The organism is Pseudoalteromonas sp. Hal040, from assembly GCF_037162425.1.
Classification (GTDB): Bacteria; Pseudomonadota; Gammaproteobacteria; order Enterobacterales; family Alteromonadaceae; genus Pseudoalteromonas; species Pseudoalteromonas gelatinilytica.
This window is the reverse complement of the sequence record NZ_JARLUU010000001.1, coordinates 2,465,500-2,478,234: the sequence shown is the minus strand read 5'-3', so window position 1 is coordinate 2,478,234 and position 12,735 is coordinate 2,465,500. Positions and strand designations below refer to the sequence as shown.

The 12,735-nt window shown below is 41.9% G+C and carries 10 protein-coding genes and 5 tRNA genes; 12 read left to right on the top strand and 3 right to left on the bottom strand.

Annotated features, from left to right (window positions below):
* Together P4S60_RS11480 and P4S60_RS11475 are read right to left on the bottom strand one after the other, a co-directional pair.
* Window positions 1-735 (bottom strand): UDP-2,3-diacylglucosamine diphosphatase, encoded by a 735-nt coding sequence (locus P4S60_RS11480; protein WP_337116035.1) that lies wholly within the window; start codon window positions 733-735, stop codon window positions 1-3.
* 54 nt (window positions 736-789) lie between these two features.
* A complete protein-coding gene (locus P4S60_RS11475) occupies window positions 790-1,281 on the bottom strand; it encodes a peptidylprolyl isomerase (RefSeq protein WP_054562080.1) in 492 nt (163 codons plus the stop codon).
* Window positions 1,282-1,459: 178 nt separating this feature from the next.
* Between P4S60_RS11475 and cysS the strand changes: the two genes are divergently transcribed.
* Window positions 1,460-2,839, top strand: coding sequence for a cysteine--tRNA ligase (cysS, locus tag P4S60_RS11470; RefSeq protein ID WP_105175206.1), 1,380 nt, complete (start codon window positions 1,460-1,462; stop codon window positions 2,837-2,839).
* 135 nt (window positions 2,840-2,974) lie between these two features.
* Window positions 2,975-3,859 carry a DMT family transporter gene (locus tag P4S60_RS11465; RefSeq protein ID WP_337116034.1) on the top strand — a complete coding sequence of 295 codons (885 nt, stop codon included), beginning with the start codon at window positions 2,975-2,977 and terminating at the stop codon, window positions 3,857-3,859.
* A 51-nt stretch (window positions 3,860-3,910) separates the two neighbouring features.
* Here the strand turns inward: P4S60_RS11465 and folD are convergent, their stop codons facing one another.
* Window positions 3,911-4,765 (bottom strand): bifunctional methylenetetrahydrofolate dehydrogenase/methenyltetrahydrofolate cyclohydrolase FolD, encoded by an 855-nt coding sequence (folD, locus tag P4S60_RS11460; protein ID WP_063706811.1) that lies wholly within the window; start codon window positions 4,763-4,765, stop codon window positions 3,911-3,913.
* Window positions 4,766-5,106: 341 nt separating this feature from the next.
* Between folD and P4S60_RS11455 the strand changes: the two genes are divergently transcribed.
* The 10 genes from P4S60_RS11455 (at window position 5,107) to P4S60_RS11410 (ending at window position 12,592) form a co-directional block, all read left to right on the top strand.
* Window positions 5,107-5,183: transfer RNA gene (locus P4S60_RS11455), tRNA-Pro, on the top strand.
* Between the two features lie 50 nt (window positions 5,184-5,233).
* Window positions 5,234-5,310 (top strand) — tRNA-Arg (locus P4S60_RS11450).
* Window positions 5,311-5,333: 23 nt separating this feature from the next.
* Window positions 5,334-5,409: transfer RNA gene (locus P4S60_RS11445), tRNA-His, on the top strand.
* Window positions 5,410-5,425: 16 nt separating this feature from the next.
* Window positions 5,426-5,502: transfer RNA gene (locus P4S60_RS11440), tRNA-Pro, on the top strand.
* A gap of 42 nt (window positions 5,503-5,544) precedes the next feature.
* Window positions 5,545-5,621: transfer RNA gene (locus tag P4S60_RS11435), tRNA-Pro, on the top strand.
* Between the two features lie 363 nt (window positions 5,622-5,984).
* On the top strand, window positions 5,985-7,289 hold the full coding sequence (gene tig, locus P4S60_RS11430; RefSeq protein WP_063706813.1) for a trigger factor: 1,305 nt from the start codon (window positions 5,985-5,987) through the stop codon (window positions 7,287-7,289).
* A 274-nt stretch (window positions 7,290-7,563) separates the two neighbouring features.
* Window positions 7,564-8,181 (top strand): ATP-dependent Clp endopeptidase proteolytic subunit ClpP, encoded by a 618-nt coding sequence (gene clpP / locus P4S60_RS11425; protein ID WP_063706814.1) that lies wholly within the window; start codon window positions 7,564-7,566, stop codon window positions 8,179-8,181.
* Window positions 8,182-8,316: 135 nt separating this feature from the next.
* The gene (gene clpX, locus P4S60_RS11420; protein WP_054553147.1) at window positions 8,317-9,600 is read left to right on the top strand and encodes an ATP-dependent protease ATP-binding subunit ClpX; all 1,284 of its coding nucleotides are present in this window, start codon (window positions 8,317-8,319) and stop codon (window positions 9,598-9,600) included.
* 143 nt (window positions 9,601-9,743) lie between these two features.
* Window positions 9,744-12,104: an endopeptidase La gene (lon, locus tag P4S60_RS11415; protein WP_337116033.1), complete on the top strand. Its 2,361-nt coding sequence runs from the start codon at window positions 9,744-9,746 to the stop codon at window positions 12,102-12,104.
* A gap of 197 nt (window positions 12,105-12,301) precedes the next feature.
* Window positions 12,302-12,592, top strand: coding sequence for an HU family DNA-binding protein (locus P4S60_RS11410; RefSeq protein ID WP_175580427.1), 291 nt, complete (start codon window positions 12,302-12,304; stop codon window positions 12,590-12,592).
* Window positions 12,593-12,735: the final 143 nt, after the last annotated feature.

Genomic DNA, 12,735 nt, shown 5'->3' with positions numbered 1-12,735 from the left:
TTATTTAAAGGGAGTGTGGACTAGTTTTTGCTGCTCTGGCGTAACTCTTAAGTATGACCCTTGTTCATACCAGTCACCCAGCACTGTGCGCGTTAGCGTTTTCCCAGCGAGATTATAATGGTGCACATTAGGGCGGTGGGTATGGCCGTGGATCATATTAGCAACCTGATGTTTTTCAAACATTGCTAATACAGCATCTTCAGTCACATCTAGGATTTCTAACGCTTTGCCAGCTTGGCTTTGTTTTGATTTTTCACGGGCGTTGCGGGCAATCTTTTTACGATACCAAAGCGGCATCGCAAGCATTAATTTTGGCCACCACCAACCTCGGCTTTTTTTACGAAACTTCTGATATTCTATATCTTGGGTGCACATTTCATCACCGTGCAAGATAACTGTTGGAGTACCGTATAAATCAATAACAACTTGCTCTGGTAATAAAGTCATACTTGCGCTTTTTGCATAGTCTTCTCGCATAATGAAATCGCGATTACCATGAATAAAAAATACCTCAGTACCACTTTTACTGACTTGGCTTAAACGTGCGGCAACACTCTTTGAAAGTTCAGTTTGATAGTCATCACCGACCCATACTTCAAAAAAGTCACCCAAAATATACAGTGCATCAACGTCATCATTAATAATCTTATTATCAAGAAAATCAAAAAATGCCGCAGTGATGTCGGGGCGGTTTTCTGTTAAATGGAGGTCGGCAATAAAATAACTTTGTTTCATGGTTACTCGCAAAAAAGCGGGCAAGGGCCCGCTTAAAAAGACTAAACGATTAAATTAGCTAACCGTTACTTTTTCGATGATGACATCTTCAAGAGGTACGTCTTGGTGGAAACCTGCGCTGCCAGTTGCAACACCTTTGATTTTGTTTACCACGTCCATACCTTCAACAACCTCTGCGAATACGCAGTAACCCCAGCCTTGTGATGTTTCACTGCTGAAGTTTAAGAAGTCATTGTCGTTAACGTTAATGAAGAACTGCGCAGTTGCTGAATGTGGATCCGGCGTACGTGCCATTGCTAATGTGCCTACTTTATTCGCAAGGCCGTTGTTTGCTTCGTTTTCTATAGGATTGTTTACTTCTTTTTGAACCATACCCGGCTCAAAACCACCGCCTTGTACCATAAAACCATCAATTACACGGTGAAAAATAGTGCCGTTGTAAAAGCCAGCGTTTGCATACTCTAAGAAGTTTTTAACAGTGTTTGGTGCATCGCTTTCGTGCATCTTGATAGTGATGTCACCAAAGTTTGTGTGTAGTACAACCATGAGGTTTCCTATATTCAGGTTTAATAATGGGGCTATTTTATAGTAGTTGCCTTGGATTAACAAAGAGCTTGTTTAAAACGATTAACAAAGTGCTTATTCAATTGATAAAGCGCTAGAGCAGCGGCTTTGCAAGTGTTACCATAGAGAATCTCGAAACACCGTTAAGGACATTTTATAAATGGTACAAATTTACAACACACTTACGCGACAAAAAGAGCAGTTTAAACCCCTTGTTGATGGCAAAATCGACATGTACGTGTGTGGTATCACCATTTATGATTACTGTCACATTGGTCATGCGCGTACTTTCGTTGGTTTTGACGTTATTGTTCGTTACCTACGTCACATTGGTTACGATTTAAAATATGTTCGTAACATCACTGATGTTGACGACAAAATCATCAAGCGTGCAAACGAAAATGGTGAGTCAATTAATGATTTAACGACTCGTATGACCAAAGCCATGCATGAAGATTTCGACAGCTTAAATATGCTGCGTCCTGATGTTGAGCCAACGGTGACAAACCATATGAATGAAATCATCGCGATGGTTGAGCGTTTAATTGCCAAAGGCCATGCGTATGTTGCCGCAGATGGCGATGTATTGTTTGATGTGTCTACATTTGAGCAATATGGTGCGTTATCGCAACAAGACTTAACCATGTTACAAGCCGGTTCACGTGTTGAAGTTGCACAAGATAAGCAAGATCCACTTGATTTCGTGCTTTGGAAAAAAGCCAAGCCAGGTGAGCCATCTTGGTCATCACCATGGGGTGAAGGCCGTCCAGGTTGGCACATCGAATGTTCGGCAATGAGCTCTAAGCACTTAGGTGAGCATTTTGATATTCACGGTGGCGGTTCAGATTTACAGTTCCCGCACCATGAAAACGAAATTGCTCAGTCATGCTGTGCAAATAATGGCAAATACGTAAATACGTGGATCCACACGGGTATGGTACAGGTCAATAAAGAGAAGATGTCTAAGTCATTAAACAACTTCTTTACCGTACGTGATGTGTTAAAAGAGTACGATGCTGAGTCAGTTCGTTACTTCTTAATTTCAGGTCATTACCGTAGCCAGCTTAACTATTCGCAAGAAAACCTTGAGCAAGCACGTTCGTCACTTGAACGTATTTACACTGCACTGCGCGGCGTAACACCAATCGAATGTGATTTAGCTAGCAATGAATATGTGGCTAAATTCAGAAAAGCGATGGATGATGACTTCAACACACCAGAAGCACTGCCTGTATTATTTGAATTAGCGAAAGAGCTAAACCGTGTTAAAGACAGCGATGCAGAGCAAGCAGGTAAACTTGCTTATGTTCTGCGCAGTGTTGCAGAAGTACTAGGCGTTGCACAGCAAGACCCAGAAGCCTTTTTACAAGGTGGTCAAGCTGATGACGAAGTAGCACATATTGAAGCATTAATTGCAAAACGTAATGAAGCCCGCGCAAGCAAAGATTGGGCGGCAGCTGATGAAGCACGCGATGCATTGAATGCACTCGGTGTGGTACTTGAAGATTCTGCTGGTAAAACAACGTGGCGTAAAGCTTAAGTATCTATCGAAATATGATTCATTAAAAAGGTTGCCAACGAGGCAACCTTTTTTGTTTTTAATCGATACAGTTATTGACCTCAACTGTACTTGAGGTTTTACCTTGTCATCTCTTCGTATTAACAAGGACAGACATTGAATATTTTACTTGCCATGATCCCCGCCTTTTTATGGGGCACCACCTATGCAGTGACCAAATACGCGACACCAGATTGGCCGCCACTTTTGTTAGGCGCATTGCGAGCACTGCCTGCAGGGCTACTCCTTTTATTACTCAAACCTAGCTTGCCGACCCGTTCGCAATGGCTTAGTTTATTGACTTTAGGTGCGGTGAATATCGCACTATTTTTTGCCTTTATTTTTATCATGGCAGTGAACCTTCCTGCTGCAATTGCTGGGGTAGGGATGGTGTCAGTGCCGGTTGTGGCTTTGTTATATGCATGGCTTAGCAAAGGGCAGCGACCTGCAAAAATTCAAGCTTTTTGCGCTATAGCGCTGGTGGTATTGGCGTGGTTGTTGTTCGACCCAGCACATGTGGCATTAAATGTATTGGGAGTGGCTGCTTTATTTGGGGCCTTACTCACTATTGTGATTGGTAGCACCTTAGTACAGAGTTTGTCTGTGCATATTCATTGGTGGGTTGTGCTTACCTGGCAGTTAATCATTGGCGGCACTATTTTATTATTGGCTGCGTTTATTGATGGCAGTTTACTTCACCCAGAGCAATACAAAGTGGTATTTGAGCCTATCTCAGCGCTGCAATATTCTGCGCTATTTTGGTTAATTGTGCCCAATACCGCCATCGCCTATATTCTGTATGTTTGGTTATTAGGACGCATGACTGTGGCTGAGTTTTCATTCGGCACAATAGCCAATCCAATCGCGGGAATCGTATGCGCTGTTTTACTCATAAACGAACAATATCAAGACTGGCAATACCTATTAATGTTTATGATGATTGTGTTTTCTGTGCTCCCGCAGATGCTAAAACTTAAGCAGTTCAAACAACAAAAAGCTTAAAAGCAAAAAAGGCTGCCAATTGGCAGCCTTTTTTACGAACATAATTTTTTCTTAGCTGTGATATTTTTCACATGCTTCAAGCGTATTTTCAATTAAGCTTGCCACAGTCATTGGTCCAACACCACCTGGTACAGGGGTAATGAAATGTGCTTTTTGTTCCGCGACGTCATACTGAACATCACCAACAAGCTTACCTGATTCAAGACGGTTAATACCCACATCAATCACAATAGCGCCTTCTTTAACCCATTCACCCGGAATGAACTCAGGTTTACCTACCGCTACAACTAATAAGTCGGCACGGCGAACATGAGTTTCTAAATCTTGAGTGAACTTGTGACATACTGTTGTAGTACAGCCAGCAAGTAAAAGCTCAAGTGACATAGGACGACCAACGATGTTTGAGGCGCCAACAACAACTGCGTGCATACCTTTATAACGAACGCCTGTTGAGTCAAGTAGGGTGATAATCCCTTTTGGCGTACAAGGGCGAAGTGCCGGCATACGCTGTGCTAAACGACCAATGTTATAAGGATGGAAACCATCAACATCTTTATGTGGTGTGATGCGCTCAAGAATTTTTTCAGCATCAAGACCTTGTGGTAAAGGTAACTGTACTAAGATACCGTCTACTTCTTTGTCTTCGTTTAGTTGATCTATTAATGCAAGTAAGTCTTGCTCAGTCGTGTCGCCAGGTAAATCGTAAGACTTAGATACAAAGCCGACTTCTTCACATGCTTTACGTTTAGAACCAACATACACTTGGCTAGCTGGATCTTGACCAACTAGCACGACTGCTAGTCCTGGAGCGCGTAATCCATTCGCTACACGCTCTGCAACTCGCTCTGCTACATTGCTGCGTACTTGTTTAGCTATTGCCTTACCATCGATGATGTTTGCCGTCATGGGTGACCTTTCATTGGGGTTAGTTAACTTGATACTGATACATCTAAATATGATTATCCAATAAAGGGGGCGTGGATACACAAATCATGTTTGTTTGATCATATTTATTTATGTTGCGTATTTTCGCAGAAAAGCATCATAGCGCCAAGATGCAATCTTATATAAAGCGCGACTTTATAAAAAAGAGTTCAAATTTTAGCTTATATTTGCAATATTTAACCATTATGAACTAAAAGTGACCGATTGAATTATTTTCTTAAAAAAATGTTTGACCTAACTCGGTCAAATCACTATTATGCACCCCGTTGTTAACGAGGTCACTCGCAAACAACGGTAAGCATCGGCGATTAGCGCAGTTTGGTAGCGCACTTGGTTTGGGTCCAAGGGGTCGCAGGTTCAAATCCTGCATCGCCGACCACTTCTTCTTTAAGAAGCGGCGCTTACAGGCAAACTTATGAAGTTTTCGATGCGCCCGTAGCTCAGCTGGATAGAGCAACGCCCTTCTAAGGCGTTGGTCGAAGGTTCGAATCCTTCCGGGTGCGCCATTTGAAAATATGTAAATGCCGTGGTGATTGTAGCTCAGTTGGTAGAGCCCCGGATTGTGATTCCGGTTGTCGTGGGTTCGAGCCCCATCAGTCACCCCAATTTACTCTAAGATATCGGCGATTAGCGCAGTTTGGTAGCGCACTTGGTTTGGGTCCAAGGGGTCGCAGGTTCAAATCCTGCATCGCCGACCACTTTTCTTAAGTGGTCTTTATTTTCGAAACTTCTCTTAGTATCGGCGATTAGCGCAGTTTGGTAGCGCACTTGGTTTGGGTCCAAGGGGTCGCAGGTTCAAATCCTGCATCGCCGACCACTTTTAAAACTTATGCTTCATTCTCTCTATTCGAAGCCAGTTAATTCTTTTCAATACCTCTAAGTAAGCTTAATTCTCCTTTGTTAATTTGTTGCGTTCGTTTTTTACGCACTTAAACGCTGTTTGCTGCTATATACGCCAAATAATTGCCCCCCAGACTCGACTATCATAAATATTAGGTTATAATGCCGCGTCTATTGTTTAACATAGTGCCCATAGGGGCAAAGCAGCAATGGTATCTCATGGTTACAATGCGCCGTTTTAAGTTGAAATTTTCAGCGTTAAAACTTGCTATCACTCATGGAGATCACCTTGTTTGTAAGGAAGGCGAACAGTCGCCAAAATTGAAGATTGAGGTAAATCATGCAAGTTTCTGTTGAGACGACTCAAGGCCTTGAGCGCCGTCTGACCATCACCGTTCCTGCAGAGAACGTTGAGACTGAAGTAAAAAAACGCTTACAACAACTGTCTAAAACCCAGCGTATCGATGGTTTCCGTCCTGGTAAAGTTCCAGCGTCTATCATCAACAAGCGTTACGGTGCTGCAGTACGTCAAGAAGTTGCTGGCGAATTAATGCAACGCAACTACATTGAAGCAATCGTTTCAGAAAAAATTAACCCAGCAGGTGCACCTACTTTCGCTCCTAAAGCGTTAGAAGCTGGTAAAGATTTAGAATTCGATGCAACTTTCGAAGTTTACCCTGAAGTTGAAATCCAAGGTTTAGATAAAATCGCTGTTGAAAAACCAGCTGTATCTGTAACTGACGAAGATCTAGCTAACATGCTAGAAACTTTACGTAAGCAACACGCTACTTGGGCTGAAGTTGACGCAGCTGCAGGCGAGAAAGACCGTGTAACTATCGACTTCGTTGGTTCTATCGACGGTGAAGAGTTCGAAGGCGGTAAAGCTGAAGACTTCCCTCTAGAACTTGGCCAAGGTCGTATGATCCCAGGTTTCGAAGACAACATCGTTGGTAAAAAAGCAGGCGAAGAAGTTGTTGCTGAAGTAACATTCCCTGAAGAATACCACGCTGAAAACCTTAAAGGTAAAGCTGCTTCTTTCGCAATCACTGTGAAAAAAGTTGAAGCGCAAGAGCTTCCAGAGCTTAACGATGAGTTCGCAGCTAAATTCGGCGTAGCTGAAGGCGGTGTTGATGCTCTTAAAGAAGAAGTTAAAAAGAACATGACACGTGAGCTTGACCAAGCGGTTAAAGCTAACGTTAAAGACCAAGCAATCAAAGGTCTTTTAGCTAACAACGAAATCGAAGTGCCTAAAGCGCTAGTTGATCAAGAAATTGATGCACTACGTCAGCAAGCTGCACAACGTTTCGGTGGCAACGCTCAAAACATGCCTGAGCTTCCAGCTGAATTATTCCACGAGCAAGCTGTTACTCGCGTTAAAACTGGCCTATTACTAGGTGAAGTAATTAAAGCGAACGAGCTTAAAGTTGACGACGCTAAAGTTGAAGAGTTAATCGCAACTGTAGCTTCTGCATACGAAGATCCAACTGAAGTAGTAGAGTACTACAAAGCAAATGATCAACTTATGCAGCAAATGCGCAACGTAGCTATGGAAGAGCAAGCAGTTGAAGCTATCCTAGCTAAAGCAAACGTGACTGACGTTGAAAAAGCATTCGACGACATCATGAATCCACAGCAAGGTGCTTAATAAGTCATTGACTTAAGCTCTCGCTAACGATTAAATGGCTCGTGTTACCCTGTATTTATACAGTGTACTCGGGCCATTTTAGTTTGTGCTAAGTAGTTTCTCAAAAAACAACAAAACTGATGTTAATTCAGAACTTTTTTCGACAAGGATTGAATTTGTTCTGATAAGTTCCTATATACTTATAAAGATTGAACAGACAGCTTAATTAACATTAGTATAAATGTGCTTTCCTTATAGTAAGGATGAGTCGCGACGGATAAGGAATTAAATAAGAATGAATAGCGGTATGATAGACCCTCTAAACGCATTAGTCCCTATGGTTGTTGAACAAACAGCGAAAGGTGAGCGCTCATATGATATTTACTCACGTCTTTTAAAAGAGCGCATTATTTTCTTAACAGGCCAAGTTGAAGATAACATGGCTAATTTGATTCTTGCACAAATGCTGTTCTTAGAATCAGAGAACCCAGAGAAAGATATTTACCTTTATATCAATTCGCCTGGTGGTTCAGTAACTGCTGGTATGGCAATTTACGATACCATGAATTTTATCAAACCTGACGTAAGCACAATTTGTGTTGGCCAAGCGGCAAGTATGGGGGCGTTTTTATTATCAGGTGGTGCTAAAGGTAAGCGTTTCTGTTTACCGAATTCACGTGTGATGATCCACCAACCATTAGGTGGTTTCCAAGGTCAGGCGTCTGATTTTGAAATTCACGCCCGTGAAATCTTATCAATTAAAGATAAGCTAAACCGTTTAATGGCTGAACATACTGGTCAGCCGCTAGAAGTTGTATCTCGTGATACCGATCGCGACAACTTTATGAGCGCAAGCGAAGCTGTTGAATACGGCCTAGTTGACTCAGTATTTTCAAGCCGCGATTCGAAGTAATCTGAATAGCTAATAATATCGTATTGTTAGCTATCACCCTTTACTATGCGAAAACTAATAATCTTTGATATAGTTAAACATAGTGAATTAGCAGTAGCCTCGCGCTACTGCCAACGTAATAAATGAGGTAGCTGAATGTCTGACACTCCTACAGACGGCGACAAAAGTAATAAATTGTTATACTGCTCTTTTTGCGGCAAAAGCCAGCACGAAGTTCGCAAATTAATTGCTGGCCCTTCAGTATATATTTGTGATGAATGTGTTGAGCTGTGTAACGATATTATCAGGGAAGAAATCAAAGACATTGCGCCGAAGCATAATGCGTCTGATAAACTGCCTGTGCCGAAAGAAATTCGTAATCACTTAGATGATTACGTGATTGGCCAAGACCACGCGAAAAAAGTGCTGTCGGTTGCGGTATACAATCACTATAAACGTTTACGTAATCAAACAATTAATGCGGACATTGAGCTCGGCAAGAGTAATATCTTATTAATCGGCCCTACAGGTAGTGGTAAAACATTACTTGCTGAAACCATGGCTCGTTTACTTGATGTGCCATTCACGATGGCTGATGCAACGACACTAACTGAAGCGGGTTATGTAGGTGAAGACGTTGAGAACATTATTCAAAAGCTACTGCAAAAATGTGATTACGACGTTGAAAAAGCGCAACGTGGTATTGTTTACATTGATGAAATCGACAAGATTTCTCGCAAGTCTGATAATCCATCGATTACCCGTGACGTATCAGGTGAAGGTGTACAACAAGCCTTACTTAAACTCATAGAAGGGACGGTTGCGTCTGTGCCACCACAAGGCGGTCGTAAACATCCACAGCAAGAGTTCTTGCAAGTAGATACATCGAAAATTCTATTTATCTGTGGCGGTGCATTTGCTGGCCTTGATAAAGTGATTGAACAACGCAGCCATAAAAATACCGGCATTGGTTTTGGCGCTGAAGTTAAGCAATCATCAGGTAGTCGCAGCCTTAGCGAAACATTTAAAGATGTTGAGCCAGAAGATCTAGTTAAATATGGTTTAATTCCAGAGTTTATTGGTCGTCTTCCGGTTGTTGCAACACTAACAGAACTAGATGAAGCAGCGCTTATTCAAATCTTAAGTGAGCCAAAAAATGCATTAACTAAACAGTTCTCTGCATTATTTGCGATGGAAGATGTTGAACTTGAGTTCCGCGAAGATGCATTGAGTGCAATTGCTCACAAGGCAATGGAGCGTAAAACAGGTGCCCGTGGCTTACGTTCAATCGTTGAAGGTGTACTACTTGATACTATGTATGAATTACCTTCGATGGATGATGTGAGCAAAGTGGTTATCGATGAAACCGTGATTAAAGGCGAATCAGATCCAATTTTGATTTACCAAAGCGGTAACCAAGACAAAGCTGCATCAGAATAAAGCTGTAATAGTTTAAAAGTTAAGCAGTTGAACACGAAAAAGGAGCCAAAGGCTCCTTTTTTTATAAATATGTTGAACTTTCCCTTACATATCCCCATATACTTGAGTAATCTTTAAAATAAATGAAGTGCGAAGAGAATATAATGACGCTTGAGAGAACTGATCGAGTCGAAATCCCCGTGTTGGCACTGCGCGATGTAGTGGTGTATCCACACATGGTGATCCCGCTATTTGTTGGTCGTGAAAAATCAATAAAATGCCTAGAAGCGGCGATGGACAAGGACAAACAAATTTTCCTAGTGGCGCAAAAAGACGCCTCTGTTGATGATCCACAGCAAGATGATATCTACCGTGTTGGCACCATTGCCACAGTACTTCAGTTATTAAAGCTGCCTGATGGCACAGTAAAAGTGCTAGTTGAAGGCACGCAACGTGCAAGCGTTGAAACGTTTCTAGATAACGATGATTTCTTTGTTGCAGAAGCACAGTTTATTGAATCAGGCCATATCGACGAACAAGAACAAGATATCTTCATTCGTAGTGCTGTGAGCCAGTTTGAAGGTTATGTAAAGCTTAATAAGAAGATCCCACCTGAAGTACTTACTTCAGTGTCAGGTATTGATGAAGCTGCACGCCTTGCCGATACTATGGCAGCGCACATGCCACTGAAGGTTCCTGAGAAGCAAAAAGTACTTGAGATTGCCGATGTCACTGAGCGCCTTGAATACTTAATGGCACTTATGGAAGGTGAGATCGATTTACTGCAAGTTGAGAAAAAAATCCGTACACGCGTTAAAAAGCAGATGGAAAAATCGCGGCGCGAGTATTACCTCAACGAGCAAATGAAAGCGATTCAAAAAGAGCTGGGCGAACTTGATGATGTACCTGATGAATTCGAAGCGATTAAAAAGCGTATCGAAGAGTCAGGCATGCCTAAAGAAGCGCAAGAAAAAGCCAATGCTGAGCTTGCTAAGTTAAAAATGATGTCGCCTATGTCGGCGGAAGCAACTGTGGTGCGCTCGTACATTGATACGCTTATCAATGTGCCTTGGAAAAAACGCTCTAAAGTGAAAAAAGACTTAGCTGGCGCACAAAAGATTTTAGATAGTGACCATTACGGCCTAGATAAAGTTAAAGAACGCATTATTGAGTACCTAGCGGTGCAACAGCGCACTAATAAGCTAAAAGGTCCAATTTTATGTTTAGTGGGCCCTCCTGGTGTAGGTAAAACCTCATTAGGTCAGTCAATTGCACGTTCTACCGGTCGTAAATATGTGCGTATGGCATTAGGTGGTGTACGTGATGAAGCAGAAATTCGTGGTCACCGCCGTACTTACATTGGTTCAATGCCAGGTAAGTTAATCCAGAATATGACTAAAGTAGGTGTAAAGAACCCATTATTCTTATTGGATGAAATCGATAAGATGTCATCAGATATGCGTGGCGACCCAGCATCAGCATTACTTGAAGTACTTGATCCTGAGCAAAATAGCCATTTTGCTGATCACTACTTAGAAGTTGATTACGACTTATCAGACGTGATGTTCGTGGCAACGTCAAATAGCTTTAATATCCCAGGTCCATTATTAGACCGTATGGAAGTTATTCGCCTTTCGGGTTACACCGAAGATGAGAAGCTAAACATTGCTAAGCAACACTTAATTCCTAAACAAGTTAAGCGTAATGGCTTAAAAGATGACGAAGTTGAGATTGCTGACAGCGCAATTATTGGCATCATCCGCTACTACACTCGTGAAGCGGGGGTTCGTAATTTAGAGCGTGAAGTGTCAAAACTATGCCGTAAAGCGGTTAAGAACATCTTACTTGATAAAGACACCAAGAAAGTTGTTATCGACGATAGCAATCTTGAAGAGTTCTTAGGTGTGCAGCGCTTTGACTATGGCAAAGCTGAAGACGGCGACCGCATTGGTCAAGTAACGGGCCTTGCATGGACTGAAGTAGGTGGTGATTTACTGACGATTGAATCAGCAGCCGTACCAGGTAAAGGCAAGCTAACTTACACCGGTTCACTTGGCGATGTGATGCAAGAGTCAATTCAGGCTGCAATGACAGTCGTTCGTAATCGTGCTGAAAAACTACGCATTAATAGCGACTTCTACGAAAAACGTGACATTCATGTGCACGTGCCTGAAGGTGCGACACCAAAAGATGGCCCAAGTGCTGGTATTGCGATGGTAACTGGTTTGGTATCAAGCTTAACGGGTAACCCGGTACGCTCAGATGTTGCGATGACGGGTGAAATCACGTTACGTGGTGAAGTATTACCAATTGGTGGCTTAAAAGAAAAGCTTCTAGCAGCACATCGTGGTGGAATTAAGACTGTTATTATTCCAAAAATTAACGAACGTGACCTAAAAGAGATCCCTGATAACGTATTAGAGGGCCTTGAAATTCACCCAGTTACATGGATTGATGACGTTTTAAAACTGGCTTTGAAGCATCCAGTTGAGAGTTTTTCTGTCGAAACTGAAAAAAACCAGTAAAAAACCGCAAAAAAGTGCAATTAGGGGCTTTTCAAATACAAAGGGTATGATAAGTTAAGCACTAGTTTTCAAGCCTAGGCCTTATGTGGCCTAGGGTTGAGAAAAATATAATAAACTGAGCATAAAATTAATTTGCTCATAAATTTTCAAAACAGTGATGTTATTTTTTATAAAAACAATCGCTCTTGATAATAACAATGAAAGAGGATGATATTGTGAATAAATCTCAATTAATCGATCAAATCGCAGCTGACGCTGACATTTCTAAAGCGGCTGCAGGTCGTGCACTAGATTCATTCATCGAGGCTGTTTCAGGCGCTCTTAAAGATGGCGATTCAGTAGCGCTAGTAGGCTTTGGTACTTTCTCAGTACGTGAGCGTGCAGCACGTTCAGGTCGTAACCCGCAAACTGGTGAGACTATCCAGATTGCTGCAGCAAACATTCCTTCTTTCAAAGCAGGTAAAGCGCTGAAAGACGCAGTAAACTAATCAATAAAGATTAGTTGGTGAGAGATACCTAAGCACACTTAAATGAATTTAGGTAACTTATCACCAGTTACTTCAAGTGAAAAAGCGTATCTGGTAAGATACGCTTTTTTTACATGAGCAGGGTTGATACCAATCCGCAATAA

What these genes read in the sequence shown, in the direction of transcription:
- cysS (WP_105175206.1), top strand. Translation starts at nt 1,460, where the DNA reads ATGGTACAAATTTACAACACACTTACGCGACAAAAAGAGCAGTTTAAA.
- P4S60_RS11410 (WP_175580427.1), top strand. Translation starts at nt 12,302, where the DNA reads ATGAAAGAGGATGATATTGTGAATAAATCTCAATTAATCGATCAAATC.
- tig (WP_063706813.1), top strand. Translation starts at nt 5,985, where the DNA reads ATGCAAGTTTCTGTTGAGACGACTCAAGGCCTTGAGCGCCGTCTGACC.
- folD (WP_063706811.1), bottom strand. Translation starts at nt 4,765, where the DNA reads ATGACGGCAAACATCATCGATGGTAAGGCAATAGCTAAACAAGTACGC.
- clpP (WP_063706814.1), top strand. Translation starts at nt 7,564, where the DNA reads ATGAATAGCGGTATGATAGACCCTCTAAACGCATTAGTCCCTATGGTT.
- lon (WP_337116033.1), top strand. Translation starts at nt 9,744, where the DNA reads ATGACGCTTGAGAGAACTGATCGAGTCGAAATCCCCGTGTTGGCACTG.
- clpX (WP_054553147.1), top strand. Translation starts at nt 8,317, where the DNA reads ATGTCTGACACTCCTACAGACGGCGACAAAAGTAATAAATTGTTATAC.
- P4S60_RS11475 (WP_054562080.1), bottom strand. Translation starts at nt 1,281, where the DNA reads ATGGTTGTACTACACACAAACTTTGGTGACATCACTATCAAGATGCAC.
- P4S60_RS11480 (WP_337116035.1), bottom strand. Translation starts at nt 735, where the DNA reads ATGAAACAAAGTTATTTTATTGCCGACCTCCATTTAACAGAAAACCGC.